General features: G+C 56.3%; 15 protein-coding genes and 1 tRNA gene. 9 read left to right on the forward strand and 7 right to left on the reverse strand.

The window, feature by feature from the left end; genetic code table 11:
• Positions 1-83: 83 nt before the first annotated feature.
• The 4 genes from DVA43_RS16685 to DVA43_RS16700 form a co-directional block, all read right to left on the reverse strand.
• Positions 84-160 (reverse strand) — tRNA-Pro (locus DVA43_RS16685).
• Positions 161-251: 91 nt separating this feature from the next.
• Entirely contained in the window at positions 252-1,943 is a 1,692-nt protein-coding gene (eptB, locus tag DVA43_RS16690; RefSeq protein WP_114316185.1) for a kdo(2)-lipid A phosphoethanolamine 7''-transferase, read from the reverse strand.
• Between the two features lie 266 nt (positions 1,944-2,209).
• Positions 2,210-3,412: an MFS transporter gene (locus tag DVA43_RS16695; RefSeq protein WP_114316186.1), complete on the reverse strand. Its 1,203-nt coding sequence runs from the start codon at positions 3,410-3,412 to the stop codon at positions 2,210-2,212.
• 205 nt (positions 3,413-3,617) lie between these two features.
• Complete coding sequence (locus DVA43_RS16700) at positions 3,618-4,322, reverse strand: autotransporter domain-containing protein (RefSeq protein WP_114316187.1); 705 nt, start codon at positions 4,320-4,322, stop codon at positions 3,618-3,620.
• Between the two features lie 179 nt (positions 4,323-4,501).
• On the opposite strand from DVA43_RS16700, the gene tag reads away from it, so the two are divergent.
• Together tag and DVA43_RS16710 are read left to right on the forward strand one after the other, a co-directional pair.
• Complete coding sequence (tag, locus tag DVA43_RS16705; protein WP_103824366.1) at positions 4,502-5,083, forward strand: DNA-3-methyladenine glycosylase I; 582 nt, start codon at positions 4,502-4,504, stop codon at positions 5,081-5,083.
• Complete coding sequence (locus DVA43_RS16710) at positions 5,061-5,507, forward strand: N-acetyltransferase (RefSeq protein ID WP_114316188.1); 447 nt, start codon at positions 5,061-5,063, stop codon at positions 5,505-5,507. The genes tag and DVA43_RS16710 overlap by 23 nt, the downstream gene beginning before the upstream one ends.
• On the opposite strand, the gene DVA43_RS16715 is transcribed toward DVA43_RS16710, so the two are convergent.
• Positions 5,470-7,749 carry a molybdopterin guanine dinucleotide-containing S/N-oxide reductase gene (locus DVA43_RS16715; RefSeq protein WP_246842315.1) on the reverse strand — a complete coding sequence of 760 codons (2,280 nt, stop codon included), beginning with the start codon at positions 7,747-7,749 and terminating at the stop codon, positions 5,470-5,472. The genes DVA43_RS16710 and DVA43_RS16715 overlap by 38 nt on opposite strands.
• A gap of 216 nt (positions 7,750-7,965) precedes the next feature.
• On the opposite strand from DVA43_RS16715, the gene DVA43_RS16720 reads away from it, so the two are divergent.
• From DVA43_RS16720 to ghrB, 6 genes are all read left to right on the forward strand, one after another.
• Positions 7,966-8,628: an OmpA family lipoprotein gene (locus tag DVA43_RS16720; RefSeq protein ID WP_103177784.1), complete on the forward strand. Its 663-nt coding sequence runs from the start codon at positions 7,966-7,968 to the stop codon at positions 8,626-8,628.
• A gap of 111 nt (positions 8,629-8,739) precedes the next feature.
• Entirely contained in the window at positions 8,740-9,756 is a 1,017-nt protein-coding gene (locus DVA43_RS16725; RefSeq protein WP_114316190.1) for a LacI family DNA-binding transcriptional regulator, read from the forward strand.
• A gap of 102 nt (positions 9,757-9,858) precedes the next feature.
• Positions 9,859-10,608, forward strand: coding sequence for a sugar phosphate isomerase/epimerase (locus tag DVA43_RS16730; RefSeq protein WP_114316191.1), 750 nt, complete (start codon positions 9,859-9,861; stop codon positions 10,606-10,608).
• A gap of 3 nt (positions 10,609-10,611) precedes the next feature.
• On the forward strand, positions 10,612-11,550 hold the full coding sequence (locus tag DVA43_RS16735; RefSeq protein WP_114316192.1) for a sugar kinase: 939 nt from the start codon (positions 10,612-10,614) through the stop codon (positions 11,548-11,550).
• 96 nt (positions 11,551-11,646) lie between these two features.
• Positions 11,647-12,927, forward strand: a complete 1,281-nt coding sequence (locus tag DVA43_RS16740) for an MFS transporter (RefSeq protein WP_103824359.1) — start codon at positions 11,647-11,649, stop codon at positions 12,925-12,927.
• A 27-nt stretch (positions 12,928-12,954) separates the two neighbouring features.
• Entirely contained in the window at positions 12,955-13,929 is a 975-nt protein-coding gene (ghrB, locus tag DVA43_RS16745; RefSeq protein ID WP_114316193.1) for a glyoxylate/hydroxypyruvate reductase GhrB, read from the forward strand.
• Positions 13,930-13,983: 54 nt separating this feature from the next.
• Here ghrB and cspA read toward each other — a convergent pair whose 3' ends face one another.
• Both cspA and DVA43_RS16755 read right to left on the reverse strand, forming a co-directional pair.
• Complete coding sequence (gene cspA / locus DVA43_RS16750; protein WP_032615822.1) at positions 13,984-14,196, reverse strand: RNA chaperone/antiterminator CspA; 213 nt, start codon at positions 14,194-14,196, stop codon at positions 13,984-13,986.
• A gap of 335 nt (positions 14,197-14,531) precedes the next feature.
• A complete protein-coding gene (locus DVA43_RS16755) occupies positions 14,532-15,242 on the reverse strand; it encodes a DUF3053 domain-containing protein (protein ID WP_103177778.1) in 711 nt (236 codons plus the stop codon).
• 332 nt (positions 15,243-15,574) lie between these two features.
• Between DVA43_RS16755 and DVA43_RS16760 the strand changes: the two genes are divergently transcribed.
• Positions 15,575-15,865, forward strand: a complete 291-nt coding sequence (locus DVA43_RS16760) for an HTH-type transcriptional regulator (protein WP_103177777.1) — start codon at positions 15,575-15,577, stop codon at positions 15,863-15,865.
• Positions 15,866-15,900 lie beyond the last annotated feature (35 nt).

Below are 15,900 nucleotides of genomic sequence, written 5' to 3' on the forward strand. Positions count from 1 at the left end.
TTGAATAATAACGTTCTGATGAGGCGTATTACTGTAACCCGTAAAAGCAAAAAACCCCGCTCAAAGAGCGGGGTTTTCGAATGTGGTCGGCGAGAGAGGATTCGAACCTCCGACCCACTGGTCCCAAACCAGTTGCGCTACCAAGCTGCGCTACTCGCCGAATGCGGAGCGCATCTTACTGCTACGCTCTGCCTCCGTCAATCCCTTATTTTGCAAAAGCCTTTCGATCGGCTATAAAGTCGCCAGACCTGTTACTTTGCGGCTTTCGCCGCGCTGTCCGGCACTTTACACCAGTTGTTATTCTCGTTAATTCCACCGTCCGGCGAGGTATAACCGAGGCAACCCAGAATGGTGTCGTACAGCTCCACATGACGACGCGCCACTTTCATATCCGCCTGCGCTTTAAGATGCGCAAACATTTTGGCTTTCTCCGGGTTCTCCAGATACTTATCAGACATCCACACCATCATCGGTACGCGGAACTGCTCCGGCGGGGCCATCTTGCGCGGCGTACCGTGCAGGTGCTCTTTCTCGTTAATCGACTCACCGTGGTCGGCGGCATAGAAAACAATGGCTTTCTTATCGCGCACCTGGTCAATCACGCTGTCGATAAAGTGATCCACATAGGTCACCGAGTTGTCGTAGGAGTTGATCAACTGCTGTTTACTGCAGTCTTTATCCACGCCTTTACACTCCGGCGTCCATTTCGCAAAGCTGCGTGGATAACGCTGGGTATAGTTAAAGTGCGACCCTTTGGTATGCAGAATGATCATATGCTTACCGTCCTGGTTGCCCTCCAGCGAGCGTTGCATCTCGTCGATCAGCAGCATGTCGTCCACGCTCTTACCGCGGTTACGCGGCTCAGCGCCGATCTGCTCACGGTAGGCGATGTTATTGGCCATGGTGTTGCTGTAGAACCACATCTCGCTCTGCATCGCATAGAGGTCGGAGGTAAAGCCCAGCTGACGCAGCACTGAGAAGACGTTCTGCTCTTTCAGCGTCCGCTGTGGGTTATCGCTCGCCCCGCCCTCACGCACAAACATGCAGCGCAACGAGAGTTTGGTCGCGGTATCGCATGAGTAACCGCGGAAGGCGACAAGGTTTTTCTCCTGCGCCAGCTTCGGCGTGGTATCCCGCTCATAGCCCAGAAGACCCATGTGATCCCAGCGCGTGGTTTCACCGATAATGAAGACAACGTAGGTGTCATCAAGATCTGCAGGCGCCTGATAGGTAAATTTCTTCGCCGGATTCATCAGCGATTTATTGTCGGAAGACTCATCCACCTGCGCCCAGGCGTATAACCCCAGCGCGGAGATCCAGTTGGATGGCAGATAAGAGTTCGCCACCACGCCGCCATAGCTCGGCATATCCACGCCGGAGGTACGCTCAACATTCTTCTGCTGTAAATCCAGCAGGCGAATAGGTCCCCAGACCATTAAGCCTGCCAGCACCACCACCGCGGCGCTTCTGGTACGCTGTCCGGGGGTACGCAGCTGGCGCAACAACGTATAGCGGCAGCGGTTATTCCAGATAAGCAGCAGCGGCAGGATGCTCACGCAAACCAGCCAGAGAATAAAGTGTAAACCGACCACCTCTTTCGAGAGATCGATATCTGTGGTCATCACCGAGGCAATAATGCCGTAGCCGATCACCACGTTCATAAAGGTCATGTAATAGCTGGCACCCGCCGAGCACAGCACCACCAGCGTGGCGAGTACCCGCCAGACACGGCGGCCAAACAGCGACAGCAAACGCAGTAAAAAGAAGGTAACCAGTACAGTGGCAACCAGTTCAACGACCGCAGCGATTCCTTTCCAGGCGGTAAAGTCTTGCGCATAACCATCAAACCGACGGAAAAAAACTGCGCCATTCATAAACAGGCCGATGTACAACGCAAGTAAAAAGCTGAGCTTTTGTTGCGTCATCGCTTTGATATATTTCATTAATGCAACCTGGAAAAAGGTAAAGTAGAGCCGCTTCACTCTTGGTCAAAAAGTGAACAGGTTATTTCATTGCCTGGGAGTACGTTGTCAGAAACGTCTTTAAGCGCGGTAAGTAGACCACAGGGAAAAGAAAAAGTGGCAGCAGAGAATGTGATCCCTGCAAATATTTACAAAAAAACAAGTCCGATGGCATACCAACGGCCTGTTCTTTACACTCTACAAAAACAAAAAAGGCCGGAATATCCGGCCCTTAGAGGGAGTTTCAATCAAGCATGCGCTTGTTGCAATGCTTCACGCTGCGGCTGACGAATAGTGGTGGACAGGGCCAGCGAAATGATAAGTAAGGCGAATATTACGCAGAAAGTCACATAAAAACCGCCGAACAGCGAAGCAATAAGCGAACCGCAAATACTGCCGATACCAAAACCTAAATAAATAACGCCGTAGTTTTTCGCCAGATTATTCAGGCCGAAGAACTCACTGACCAGCGACGGGAAGACGGTGATGGTGCCGCCGAAGTTAAACGCGACGCAGGCGATAGCCGCAAAGAAGGTCACTTCGTTGAGCGGGGCGAAAAGCAGAGCCGCCATTCCCACCAGTGAAACCACCTGGCCGAGGGTAATGACACGGATACGGGCAATTTTATCGGAGAGGATCCCCAGCACCAGGCGACCAGAGAGGTTAGCAATAGAGATAATGGTTACCGCGTTGGCCGCTGTTGCCGCATCCAGTTTCACCATCCCTTGGGCGATATCTTTCGCCACGCCAATCACATACAGACCGCTCATGCAGGCCGTCAGGAACATCACAGCCAGCATCCAGTACTGCGGCTTACGCATCGACTGAGCCAGCGTAAAGTCATTCTCGACTACGCCATTGACCGTCTGCACCTCCTGTTGCGGCGCATCTTTCATCAGCGTTGCGCCAAACAGGATCATCACCAGCACGATTGCACCCCAGATCATAAATGTCTTTTCAAGGCCGACGGTGACGAGTAACTGGCTGTCGATAAATTTGAAGCCCAGGCTGCCAAGGCCATAAGAACCGATGGCAAAGGCGGAGATCAGGCCTTTACGCTCCGGGAACCATTTCACACAGTTCGACAGGGTTAAGAGATAGCCTGCACCATCTGCCAGTCCGACCAGCACCCCGGCGCTCAGCCACAGCATCATCAGATTGTTGGAATATGCGGTCAGGAAGAAGCCCAGCCCCAGCAACACACCGGAAGCCATCGTGACGCGCTTCACGCCGAAGCGTTCCTGCAATTTACCGGCGACGGATGAAGAGAGCGCCAGGCCCAGGCTCAGCAAACCAAAGGAGAAAGCCACCTGGCTTATCGGGGCATTGAGTTTGTCGGAAAGGGCGCTGTTAAACAGGCTCCAGGTATAGACCGACCCCAGAGCGAACTGGGTCACGATAGTACCGAAGAGGGTCAGCCAGCGGGTGCGGTTGTAAGTTGAAGTGTTCATGGCAGTTGTCCTGCAGCAGAAAAAAGGGAAATTCACTGCTGACAACGATATCCAAAACCTTACCTTACCAGGGGTAAAACGGCATGAAATGCAGAGGGCGCGGAATGAAATGCCGAAAATCAGGAATGAATGGCCTGGACAACCGTCTGAACCGCACCGGAGAAGGCTCGCTTCCGGTGCTGCACAGGCGATTTACGTGCCTAACTCAGAATCTGGCGCTGACGCCGAGGGTATAAAGATAATCCTCGCCGGCGGTCATATTTTCAGCCTGCGACATCGAGGCATAGGCCGCCATATAAGGATTGATCAGCATATCGGCCCCGACGGTGACATCCATCCAGTTACCGTATTGGGTGGACGGCATCAGGCGTCCCAGGCCGGACTGCATTTTCCACTGGTTATCACCGAACTGCTGGTTATAGCTGATTTGCGCCCACGGTCGCACATCGCCGACGCGCGTGTCCACGCGCCAGCCGAGCGTACTTACGCTGGCGTGCCACAGCGGGTCGACCAACGACTGCGTGTTCACGCTATCGCCAAACTCGTTGTACATATTGGGCGTGGAGCCGTCATAGTGCCAGGCGGCAACCGGTCCGGTCGTGAAACGGCGGGCCACGGGAATACTCCAGCCCACACTCATTGAGCTGGTCGCCTCCACAGGAGAGGAATCAGGTAAATTCAGCGCTAAACCGGGCGTATTCTGCGAGGAGAGGATCCGCTCTTTGAGAATATCCTCATAACGCGGTTGGTGATCGTCGTCCCATGTATAACGCTCGGTGGTATTACTTTTTGTATCCGAAACGATATATTCCTGTTGCCAGGCGTTTGCTGTGTTGCCTGAAATCAGACAGGCCAACAAGCTCGCCATACCTGTCACGGCATGGCGGCCACTGATATTTTTTATCATCATCAAAGCGACTCCAGAGAAGAGCCGAGTTCGGCGACATTTGTGTTTGTTTAATTGAGGCCAGGTTGCAACATGAGGGATGTTGCGTATCAACCTGTATTAACTATTGTCTCTTTAGGTGACACGTCAAGCCGGGTCGATTGAAATTTTTGTAATTTCAGGAGCAAATAGGGAGAGAAACGATGCAACGTTGTGGCTGGGTTAGCCAGGATCCGCTTTATATCGCCTATCACGATCAAGAGTGGGGTGTACCGGAAACTGACGGGAAGCATTTATTCGAGATGATCTGTCTCGAAGGTCAGCAGGCCGGTTTATCCTGGATCACCGTGCTTAAAAAACGGGAAAACTATCGTCAGGCCTTTCACCAGTTTGATCCGGTCCTTGTCGCCGGGATGACCTCTGCCGATGTCGACAGGTTAGTGCTGGACGCGGGGATTATTCGCCATCGCGGCAAAATCGAAGCCATTATCGGCAACGCCCGGGCCTATCTGGCGATGGAAGAGAACGGCGAGCGCTTTTCCGATTTCGTCTGGTCTTTTGTCGATAACACCCCGCAGGTGACCCAGGCGACGACGCTTGCAGAGATCCCCACCTCTACGCCAGCCTCAGATGCCCTGTCGAAGGCGCTGAAAAAGCGCGGCTTTAAATTCGTTGGCACCACCATCTGTTACTCCTTTATGCAGGCCTGCGGACTGGTCAACGATCACGTCACCGCCTGCCACTGTCACCCCGGAGGTCAACATGATCCGCAAATGGCTCAATGACGATGTCGAGCCCCTGCTGGCACTCTGGCTGGAGAGCACCACCGTCGCCCATCCGTTTATCGATGCGCAATACTGGCTGGAGAGCAAAGCGGTGGTGCGAGAGGTTTACCTGCCGTCGGCCGAGACATGGGTATGGGAAGAGAAAGGCCAGCTTCGCGGGTTTATCAGCGTGATGGAATCGCGGTTTATCGGCGCGCTGTTTGTCGATCCGGCCTTTGCGGGTAAAGGGATCGGGCATGCGCTGATAAAACATGTTCAGCAGCGCTACCCCTCTTTAAGTCTCGAGGTCTACCAGAAGAACAATCGGGCGGTGAATTTCTATCACGCTCAGGGCTTTCGCATTGAAGACAGCGCCTGGCAGGAAGATACCCAACACCCGACCTGGCTTATGAGCTGGCAGGCGGATCAAACGCCGTCAGCGTAAGCGCTGGCCCCTGATATTTTTCCAGCCACGCCAGCGCGGTATTTCCCGCGCAGCCATTCCCCAGCTTCGAGCTGGGGAGATCTTTGGTCAGCACGTTGACCGCCCCGTTCTTACAAATCCCGTCGTTGTCAGGATCCAGATCCGGCCATGCCCCCTGGTGAATGCAGATCACCCCCGGCTTAATGCCCTCGCTGACCACCGCACCTGCCAGCACCTGGCCGCGATGGTTCCAGACGCGGACCACGTCGCCATCGGCAATGCCGCGCGCTTTCGCATCATCCGGATGCAGCGTCACCGGCTCGCGTCCGGCCACCGCATACTGCTCGCGCAGGGCAGAGTAGTTCAACTGGCTGTGCAGACGATGCGCCGGATGGGCAGAGAGAATTTGTAACTGCCCCGGCTCAGCATTGCCATGCCACTCGTCCGGCGCCAGCCACATCGGGTGAGGTGGACAGTCGGCATAGCCAAAGCTGGCGATGCGCTCTGAGTAAATCACGATTTTGCCGCTCTCGGTTTTAAGCGGATGGCCCTCGGGATCGCGACGGAAATCCGCGAAGCGCACGAACCTGGCGTTCTCCTTAGATTCCGGCATTTCAACGATAGCATTGGCTTCCCAGAACTCGGCAAAGGGTGCCAGGGTCACTCCCTGTGCCGCGCCGCGCTGCCCGGCAATCTCATAAAACGTCTCCAGCCAATCCAGATCGGTTTTACCTTCGGTGAAACGCTCGCCGCCGCCCTGCTCCCAGCGCTCGCTCAGTTCGGCAAACACATCAAGATCGTCACGCGCTTCATCGCGCGGCGGTACGACCCGCTTCATCGGCACCATATGCTGGTTGCTGTAGTCGCCGGTCATGGTCATGTCGTTGCGTTCAAACGAGGTGGTCGCCGGCAGCACGATATCGGCATGCTTCGCCGCCGCGGTCCAGAAGCACTCGGAGATCACCACCAGCTCCGGCTTCTGCCAGGCGCGGATCAGGCGGTTGGTGTCCTGATGATGGGTAAAGTTGGCCCCACCTGCCCACCAGACAAAGCGAATATCCGGAAAGTGGCGATCCAGGCCGTTGTGCTGATAAAAACCGCCGGGGTTTTCCAGGGCTTCCACAATGCGGGCGACCGGGATCTTATCCACCGCGTCGGTACCGCCCTTGACCGAGCCCTGCATCGAGGCCAGCACCGCCGCACGACGGGTCGGGTTACCGCCATTGGCAAAGTGATACGACAGGCCAAAGCCGCCACCCGGCGTACCAATCTGGCCGAGCATCGCCGCGAGGGTGACCAGCATCCAGTGTTTTTGCTCACCAAACTGCTGGCGCTGCATCCCCCACCCCGCCATCAGCATGGTGGTGTTATTGTGGAATAACGCCGCCAGTTCACGAATTTTATCTGCCGGAACGCCACAAATGTCGGCGGCCCAGTCGGCGGTTTTGGCGATACCGTCCGTCGTTCCGAGCAGGTAGTCGGCAAACTTTTCATACCCGGAGGTACAGCGCGCAAGAAACGCTTCATCCTGCCAGCCGTTCTCAACCAGCGTATGGGCGATGCCGAGCATCATCGCCACATCGGTGCCCATATGCGGGGCGATCCACTCGGCGCGCTCGCCAAAGAAATCCATGGTTTCGGAGCGCATCGGATCGATGCAGATCAGGCGCTTGCCGCTTTTACGCAGCGCGTCGAAATAGGGGATGCCCTGCTCGTCGCTGGCGTTCCAGGCGATCTTAAGGGTGTTGAGCGGGTTGGCGCTCCAGAGCACCACCACCTCGCTGTGCTCCAGCACCAGCGGCCAGCTGGTCTGCTGCTGATACACTTCGTTGCCGCCCACCACATACGGCATGATGGCCTGCGCCGCACCGGTGGAATAATCCCCCAGATGGCCGGTATAGCCGCCCGCCAGGCTCATATAGCGCTGAAGCAGGGTTGCGGCTTTGTGCAGCACGCCATTGGAACGCCAGCCGTACGAACCGGCGAAAATGGACGATGGGCCATAGCTCTGGCGAATACGTTTATGCTGCGCATCGATAAGCGTCAGCGCCTCATCCCAGCTTACGCGCACAAACTCATCCTGCCCGCGCACCCCCTGCGGATTATCCGGCGAGGCGAGAAACCCCTTACGCACCATCGGCCAGCGCACGCGCGTTTTGCTGTGTACCTGGTCGCGCACCGCGGTCTGCAAGGAGTTGGGATACGTTGTCGGCAACGCGCCGCGGGATGACAGCACCGTCTCGCCGTCGGTCTCGACCAGCATCGGCCCCCAGTGGGCTGCAGTCAGAATGGTTTTCGTTGAAGTGGTCACAGCGTGTGCTCCTGGATTGCCTGTTGCAGGTTTTCTCAGCCTTCATTGAGGCTGTTTATGATTAGACACAAATTTAAGAGTTATCCCCGGAATTTTCTCCGTAACTGCACGTCATAATCAACCGCCACGCCCGTCGTGGCAAAGAATAAAAAAGCTTAAGGAAAGAAGATGAAAAAAAGCGCACTTATGATTGCCGCCGTGGTGAGCGGCGCACTGGTTGTTTCAGGCTGCACCACCAACCCTTACACCGGCGAACGCGAAGCGGGTAAATCAGGCATTGGCGCAGGCCTCGGCTCCCTGGTAGGCGCAGGTGTTGGCGCACTCTCCTCCTCGAAAAAAGATCGCGGCAAAGGCGCGCTGATTGGCGCCGCAGCAGGCGCAGCCCTGGGCGGCGGTGTCGGTTATTACATGGACGTGCAGGAAGCGAAGCTGCGCGACAAAATGCAGGGCACCGGCGTGAGCGTAACCCGCAGCGGCGATAACATCATTCTGAACATGCCAAACAACGTCACCTTCGACAGCAACAGCTCAACGCTGAAACCAGCGGGTGCCAATACCCTGACCGGCGTGGCGATGGTGCTCAAGGAGTACGAAAAAACCGCGGTGAACGTGCTGGGCTATACCGACAGCACCGGCAGCCAGGATCTGAATATGCGTCTCTCCCAGCAACGTGCTGACGCGGTGGCCAGCTCGCTGATCACCCAGGGCGTAGCGGCGACCCGTATTCGCACCAGCGGTATGGGCCCGGCGAATCCGATCGCCAGCAACAGCACGGCGGAAGGCAAAGCCCAGAACCGTCGCGTTGAGATCACCTTAAGCCCGATTCAGTAAGGGGTGTGCCGGGTGGCGGCATCGCCCTGCCCGGCCAGTCGTCCCGGTAAGCGTAGCGCCACCGGGCATTTTCGCGCTAAGGTATGCTCACCCAAGGCAAGGAAACCAGCGATGAGCAAATCAACACGGCCCACCATCAGCGATGTGGCGAAAGCCGCAAAAACCGGTAAAACCAGCATCTCCCGTTACCTCAACGGCGAAAAACACCTGCTGTCCGACGCGCTGTTAGCCCGCATTGAACAGGCCATCGCAGAACTCGACTATCGTCCCAGCCTGATGGCCCGGGGACTGAAGCGCGGGCGAACCCGCCTGATCGGGCTTATCCTCGCCGACGTCACCAACCCCTACTCTGTTAACGTCCTCAGCGGCATCGAAGCCGCCTGTCGGGAAAAAGGCTTCACCCCGCTGGTGTGTAACACCAACAACGAACTTGACCAGGAGCTGCATTACCTCGATCTGCTGCGCAGCTATCAGGTAGAGGGCATTGTGGTTAACGCTGTGGGAATGCGTGAAGAGGGGCTGAACCGCCTGCAACAGTCCGCCCTGCCGATGGTGCTGATTGACCGCAAAATCCCGGATTTCGCCTGTGATGTGGTAGGGCTGGACAACACCCAGGCCGCCACCACCGCCACGGAACACCTGATAGAACAAGGGTTTGAAGCGATTCTGTTCCTGAGCGAACCGCTGGGCATGGTCAACACCCGTCGCGAGCGCCTCAGCGCGTTTCGCGCGACCCTCGCCCGTTATACTGGCGTGATCGCCGAGAACGTCGAAATCCCCCTTCATGAAGCCGGGCAGATGGACAGTGCCCTGCGCCAGTTCCATACCCGTCATCGCGGCATGCGCAAGGCGGTCATCTCCGCTAACGGCGCCTTAACGCTACAGGTCGCCCGATCGCTTAAGCGCATCGGCCTGCACTGGGGCAGCGATATCGGTCTGCTGGGCTTTGACGAGCTGGAGTGGGCCGAGCTGGCCGGTGTCGGCATCACCACCCTCAAACAGCCCACCTGGCAGATTGGCTTCGCCGCCGTCGAGCAGGTGGTTCGCCGAATCAACGGCGCCGATGAGGCGGTCCGGGAGCAGGTCTTCTCCGGGGAGCTGATCGTGCGCGGTTCCACGGCGCGTTAATCCCCCTTCGTGATGGCGATCATAAATCCGGCATCCTGAACTTTTCTTTGGAACCGGTTCCATCTAGCGTAAAGAGTATCAGCTACGTGATGGAGTCCGCCGATGGGCAGAAAAATTATTGTTGTCACCGCCGCGTATGGCGCTGACCAGGTACGGCAAGCGGGTGGGCAGCGTGCCATGCTGCCGGTTATCGCCGGGGCAGGCGCCGATGGCGTCGAGATCCGCCGGGAGTTATTCAGCGATGCCGAACTGGCAACCTTACCCACCCTTGCCGAGTCCATCGAACTGCTCGGCCTTCTGGCCTGTTACTCCGCCCCCGATGCGCTGTTTAGCGCGGATGGCACCCTCAACCCTATGCTGCCCCGCTACCTTGCCGAGGCCGCGACGCTCAACGCCCTGTGGCTGAAAGTCTCCCTCGGCAACTTCAGCGATAAGCAGCAGCTCGATGCGCTGCGCGCCCTGCTCGATGAAACCGGCATGACGCTGGTGGTGGAAAACGACCAGACGCGTTGCGGCCAGCTGGCGCCGATGCAGCGTTTCAAGGCGGCCTGCCGGGTAATGAGCCTGCCGGTCACGCTGACATTCGATATGGGCAACTGGCTGTGGGTGGGTGAATCACCGGAAGAAGCCGCGAAGCATCTGGCGCCCGCGGTGAGCTATATCCACGTAAAGGCCGCCGTTCCTCATCAGCAGCAGTATCGCGCCGTGCCGCCGGACCAGGACAGCACCCGCTGGCAGGCCCTGCTGGAGCAACTGCCCGGCGATGTCCCACGCGGGATCGAGTTTCCGCTTGAAGGGCCCGATCTGACGGCGGTCACCCGTCATTACGTCAATTTACTGCGGGAGGCGTAAGCGATGCCGAATAGTCTGGATGTCATCACCATTGGTGAAGCGATGGCCATGTTTGTGGCTACCCACACCGGTGACTTAAGCGAAGTCGATCACTTTATGAAGCGCGTCGCGGGTGCCGAGCTGAATGTCGCCACCGGCCTGGCGCGCCTGGGCCTGAAGGTGAGCTGGGTGAGCCGCGTCGGCAATGACAGCTTCGGCCAGTTTGTGCTCGACACCCTGAAAAAAGAGGGGATCGAGACCGCAGGCGTGACCATAGACGACCGTTATCCGACGGGCTTCCAGCTTAAATCAAAAGTCACCGATGGAACCGATCCCATTGTGGAGTATTTCCGCAAAGGCTCGGCGGCCAGCCACCTCTCCGTTGAAGATTTCAATCCGATCGGGTTTACCGCCGCCAGACATCTGCACCTGAGCGGCGTGGCGGCAGCGCTGTCCGCCAGCTCTTACGCCCTGCTCGATCACGCGGCGGGCGCCATGAAAGCCACGGGGAAAACCATTTCGTTCGATCCCAATCTGCGCCCGGTGTTGTGGAAAAGCGAAGCGGAGATGGTGGAGAAGCTGAATCACCTCGCCTTCCAGGCCGACTGGGTGCTACCCGGCCTGAAAGAGGGTCTCATCCTGACCGGGGAAAACACCCCGGAAGGGATCGCCGATTTTTACCTGAACCGGGGCGTAAAGGCTGTGATCCTGAAAACCGGTGCCGACGGCGCCTGGTATAAAACCGCCGATGGCGAGCAGGGTGCCGTGGCAGCAGTAAAGGTCGAGAACGTCGTCGATACCGTCGGCGCGGGAGACGGCTTTGCTGTTGGTGTGGTCAGCGCCCTGCTGGAAGGCAAAACGCTGCATCAGGCCGTCACGCGCGGCAATGTTATCGGCTCGCTGGCGATCCAGGTTCAGGGCGACAGCGAAGGATTACCCACCCGGGCGCAACTGGACGCATAAATTCCCTCTCCCTACAGGGGAGAGTGGGCTAACGATTAAACCACCGTGTACCCTACAGACAACGGCGGTAACCCCCTCAACGACAGAGGCAAGCCTATGAACAATGCAACAAACGCAGTAAAACGCTGGTGGTACATCATGCCTGTCGTGTTTATCACGTACAGCCTGGCGTACCTTGATCGTGCGAACTTTAGCTTCGCGTCTGCCGCAGGCATTACGGAAGACCTGGGGATCACCAAAGGCGTCTCCTCGCTGCTGGGCGCCCTCTTCTTCCTCGGTTACTTCTTTTTCCAGATCCCTGGCGCCATCTATGCCGAACGCCGCAGCGTCCGCAAACTGATCTTCATCTGCCTGATCCTCTGGGGTGCCTGCGCCTCCCTTACCGGGGTGGTGAATAACATCCCGGCGCTGGCGGCCATTCGTTTTATTCTCGGCGTAGTGGAGGCGGCGGTCATGCCCGCGATGCTGATCTACATCAGCAACTGGTTTACCAAATCCGAACGCTCGCGGGCCAATACCTTCCTTATTCTCGGCAACCCGGTCACCGTACTGTGGATGTCGGTGGTCTCCGGGTATCTGATCCAGTCCTTCGGCTGGCGTGAGATGTTCATTATTGAAGGTGTACCGGCCATTATCTGGGCCTTCTGCTGGTGGGTGCTGGTGAAAGACAAACCAGCCCAGGCCAAATGGCTCTCTGAAGATGAAAAAGCGGCCCTGCAGGCGCAGCTGGATAAAGAGCAGCAGGGACTGAAAGCGGTGCGTAACTACGGCGAAGCCTTCCGCTCCCGCAACGTGGTACTGCTGTGCATGCAATATTTCACCTGGAGTATCGGCGTTTACGGTTTTGTTCTGTGGCTGCCGTCTATCATCCGCAGCGCGGGCGATAACCTCGGCATGGTTGAAGTGGGCTGGCTCTCCTCCGTGCCTTATTTGGCAGCAACCATCGCCATGATTGTGGTCTCCTGGGCGTCGGACAAACTGCAAAACCGTAAGCTGTTCGTCTGGCCGCTGCTGTTGATTGCCGCCTGTGCCTTTATCGGTTCGTGGGCGGTGGGCGCGAACCACTTCTGGGTTTCCTATACGCTGCTGGTGATTGCCGGTGCGGCGATGTATGCCCCGTATGGTCCGTTCTTTGCCATCATCCCGGAAATGCTGCCGCGTAACGTGGCGGGCGGCGCGATGGCGCTGATCAACAGCATGGGTGCGCTGGGCTCGTTCTTTGGTTCATGGTTCGTGGGCTATCTGAACGGTGTGACCGGCGGCCCGTCAGCCTCGTACATCTTTATGGGGGTGGCGCTTTTTGCTTCGGTATGGCTTACTTTAATTGTTAAGCCTGCTAATAATCAGAACCTTCCCGTCGGCGCACGCCACGCCTGAACCCTTTTAAAATCAACGGAGATTAGCATGAAGCCGTCCGTCATTTTGTATAAAGCCCTGCCTGATGCCCTGCAGCAGCGCCTTGAAGATCATTTCACCGTTACCCGGGTTAACAACCTGAGCCCGGAGACGGTGCAGCAGCATGCTGAGGCGTTCGCCGGTGCCGTCGGGCTGCTGGGCTCCAGCGAAAAGGTGGATGCCGCACTGCTGGAAAAAATGCCTGCGCTGCGTGCAACCTCGACCATCTCGGTAGGCTATGACAACTTTGACGTCGATGCACTGAATGCCCGCAACATCTTGCTGATGCACACGCCAACCGTACTCACCGAAACCGTGGCCGATACGCTGATGGCGCTGGTGCTCAGCAGCGCGCGTCGCGTGGTGGAAGTGGCCGAGCGCGTTAAAGCCGGAGAGTGGACCAAAAGCATCGGTCCGGACTGGTTTGGTGTCGATGTGCATGGCAAAACGCTGGGTATTGTCGGGATGGGCCGCATCGGCATGGCCCTGGCCCAGCGCGCCCACTTCGGTTTCAACATGCCGATTCTGTATAACGCGCGCCGCCAGCATAAAGAGGCTGAAGAACGCTTTAACGCCCGCCCCTGTGACCTGGATACCCTGTTGCAGGAAGCGGATTTCGTCTGCCTGATCCTGCCGCTGACCGATGAAACTCACCATATGTTTGGCCAAGCGCAGTTTGAGAAGATGAAGAAATCCGCCATCTTTATTAATGCAGGACGCGGTCCGGTGGTGGATGAACAGGCGCTGATTGCAGCGTTGAAAAACGGTGAGATCCACGCCGCGGGGCTGGACGTATTTGAGCAGGAGCCACTACCGGTGAGCTCGGAACTGCTGAAAATGCCAAACGTGGTCGCGCTGCCGCATATTGGCTCCGCCACCCACGAAACGCGCTATAACATGGCGGCCTGTGCGGTGGAAAACCTGATCGACGCCCTGCAGGGCAAGGTGGATAAAAACTGCGTAAATCCGCAAGTTAAGCCTTAAACGAAAAAAACCCGCCAGAGGCGGGTTTTTAAATTCTTTCGCTGAGTTGGAAGCTTACAGGCTTACAACGTTACCAGCTGCTGGGCCTTTAGCGCCGCTTTCGATGGTGAAGGAAACTTTCTGACCTTCGTCCAGAGATTTGTAGCCATCGTTCTGGATAGCAGAGAAGTGTACGAACACGTCTTTAGAGCCATCGTCAGGAGTGATGAAGCCGAAACCTTTATCAGCGTTGAACCATTTTACCAGACCAGTCATTTTACCAGACATAGATATTACCTTTTAAAAATTTGTTTTGCCTTCCGGCGCGATGATGGAATGTGTTACAGATTTTTAAGCGATGAAGGAAGGGTCACTACGAAGGGTATCTAAGATAACGCATCTGGACTGCTTAACTAAACTGCTCTAGGTCTGTGTAACAAACCGACGAGGTGTATTAAGACATAGTTCGCGGATCAAAGACAAGCTTTATTTTCTGAGAAGATAAAAAACCCCGCTTTGCAGCGGGGTTTTTTATTCTGGAATGTGCCCGGCAGCGTTTCGCTTGCGCGGGCCTACAGGTTTACGCAGCATTGCCCGGCAAAATGCGAGTACGCTTTCAGACGTTATTCCGTTGCGGCCATCGCCGCGCTCCACGCCTGGCTGAACGCCTGATGCTGCGCGGCCAGCGGCCCAATCAGCGCATTGTACTGGCTGGCCTGCTGCGAAGTCGGGAACTGAATACCGTTGGAGACAAAGCTCACCTGGGTGCCCTGCTGGGAAATATAATCCGCTACCTGCACCAGCTGCTGTGTAAAGATTTGGGCTGCCGGAATAAGCGGCTGCAGAGCTTCGGCAGGTTTGGTCACCACTTTTTCATACACTTTGTCGAACACAGGCTTCAGATCTTCGCCCTGCTTCAGCGCAGAGCGCGCGCCATCGGCCTGCATTTTGGCGTTCTGCAGCTGCTGGCCCAGCACACCCAGTGCGCCGTTTGACTGGCTCAGCGGTTCACGCTGGGTCACGTAATCCTGCGGTACGCGAATCGCATTTACGCTATCCACCACCGGACGCAGTCCGGCGTCCATCGCCTGATTCACCTGCTGTGAATAACCATACAAAATGGCATAGTCAGAAACGAAGGGACCAAACTGTTTTTTCTGATCCGCAGTCAGCGTTGGCAAACGCTCGCCACTACGCATCGCAGTATTTTGCAGGAAGTCGATAAACGCTTTGCGCTGATCCCCTTCCTTATCGAAACACCCACTCAGGCTAACTATCATTAATAACGCCGCAAGCGGCGCAAACCAGCGAGAGCAGGGCTTTCCTGTCGCCATTGTTATTACTCCTTTCACCCAAAAAAGCGCACACCGGCACACGCGTGCCCAACGGTGACAGAATAGTCCAGGTCAGGCCCGCAAGATACCCTTTTCATGTAAAACGATTATTGCCATATAAATTCTTACTATTTACAAAAAAATACCTGGTGCTATGGCGCTACTGAATAATCAAGTCATTAGCATACTCAGTCGGTTTGAAAAGCGAGCCAGCGAAACGTATCTCTAAAAATTAATCACGCACGTTACGATCTGTTCTCAGTTTTAGCGACTATTCTTAAATTGCTCTCTAATGTTCACGATCCCGCAGTGTGATTTATGAGGAGTTCTCAATGGAATTAAAAGATCCTATGTTTGATCTGCTAAGCAGTCTGGAACAGATTGTTTTTAAGGATGCACCGCAGACGGTGACCCGTTCGCAAAAGTCTAACCCCTTTACGGAATTTGAGCGCTTACGCAAAGGGACAGGGATGAAAACCGATGATTTCGCACGAGCTATGGGTGTCAGCGTAGCGATGGTTCAGGAGTGGGAATCAAAAAGAGTGAAGCCCTCCATGACCGAGCTGAAGCTGATGAGCCTGATTCAGGCTAACCCGGCACTCCGCAAGCAGTTGACTGAGTAGTAATGTTTAGCCCCCGCATTTGCGGGGGTTTGTGT

It is taken from the genome of Leclercia sp. W6 (assembly GCF_003336345.1).
Lineage (GTDB): Bacteria > Pseudomonadota > Gammaproteobacteria > Enterobacterales > Enterobacteriaceae > Enterobacter.

Excerpts from the sequence above, each read along its gene's own strand:
- eptB (WP_114316185.1), bottom strand. The coding sequence starts at position 1,943 with ATGAAATATATCAAAGCGATGACGCAACAAAAGCTCAGCTTTTTACTT.
- DVA43_RS16695 (WP_114316186.1), bottom strand. The coding sequence starts at position 3,412 with ATGAACACTTCAACTTACAACCGCACCCGCTGGCTGACCCTCTTCGGT.
- DVA43_RS16700 (WP_114316187.1), bottom strand. The coding sequence starts at position 4,322 with ATGATGATAAAAAATATCAGTGGCCGCCATGCCGTGACAGGTATGGCG.
- tag (WP_103824366.1), top strand. The coding sequence starts at position 4,502 with ATGCAACGTTGTGGCTGGGTTAGCCAGGATCCGCTTTATATCGCCTAT.
- DVA43_RS16710 (WP_114316188.1), top strand. The coding sequence starts at position 5,061 with ATGATCCGCAAATGGCTCAATGACGATGTCGAGCCCCTGCTGGCACTC.
- DVA43_RS16715 (WP_246842315.1), bottom strand. The coding sequence starts at position 7,749 with ATGCTGGTCGAGACCGACGGCGAGACGGTGCTGTCATCCCGCGGCGCG.
- DVA43_RS16720 (WP_103177784.1), top strand. The coding sequence starts at position 7,966 with ATGAAAAAAAGCGCACTTATGATTGCCGCCGTGGTGAGCGGCGCACTG.
- DVA43_RS16725 (WP_114316190.1), top strand. The coding sequence starts at position 8,740 with ATGAGCAAATCAACACGGCCCACCATCAGCGATGTGGCGAAAGCCGCA.
- DVA43_RS16730 (WP_114316191.1), top strand. The coding sequence starts at position 9,859 with ATGGGCAGAAAAATTATTGTTGTCACCGCCGCGTATGGCGCTGACCAG.
- DVA43_RS16735 (WP_114316192.1), top strand. The coding sequence starts at position 10,612 with ATGCCGAATAGTCTGGATGTCATCACCATTGGTGAAGCGATGGCCATG.
- DVA43_RS16740 (WP_103824359.1), top strand. The coding sequence starts at position 11,647 with ATGAACAATGCAACAAACGCAGTAAAACGCTGGTGGTACATCATGCCT.
- ghrB (WP_114316193.1), top strand. The coding sequence starts at position 12,955 with ATGAAGCCGTCCGTCATTTTGTATAAAGCCCTGCCTGATGCCCTGCAG.
- cspA (WP_032615822.1), bottom strand. The coding sequence starts at position 14,196 with ATGTCTGGTAAAATGACTGGTCTGGTAAAATGGTTCAACGCTGATAAA.
- DVA43_RS16755 (WP_103177778.1), bottom strand. The coding sequence starts at position 15,242 with ATGGCGACAGGAAAGCCCTGCTCTCGCTGGTTTGCGCCGCTTGCGGCG.
- DVA43_RS16760 (WP_103177777.1), top strand. The coding sequence starts at position 15,575 with ATGGAATTAAAAGATCCTATGTTTGATCTGCTAAGCAGTCTGGAACAG.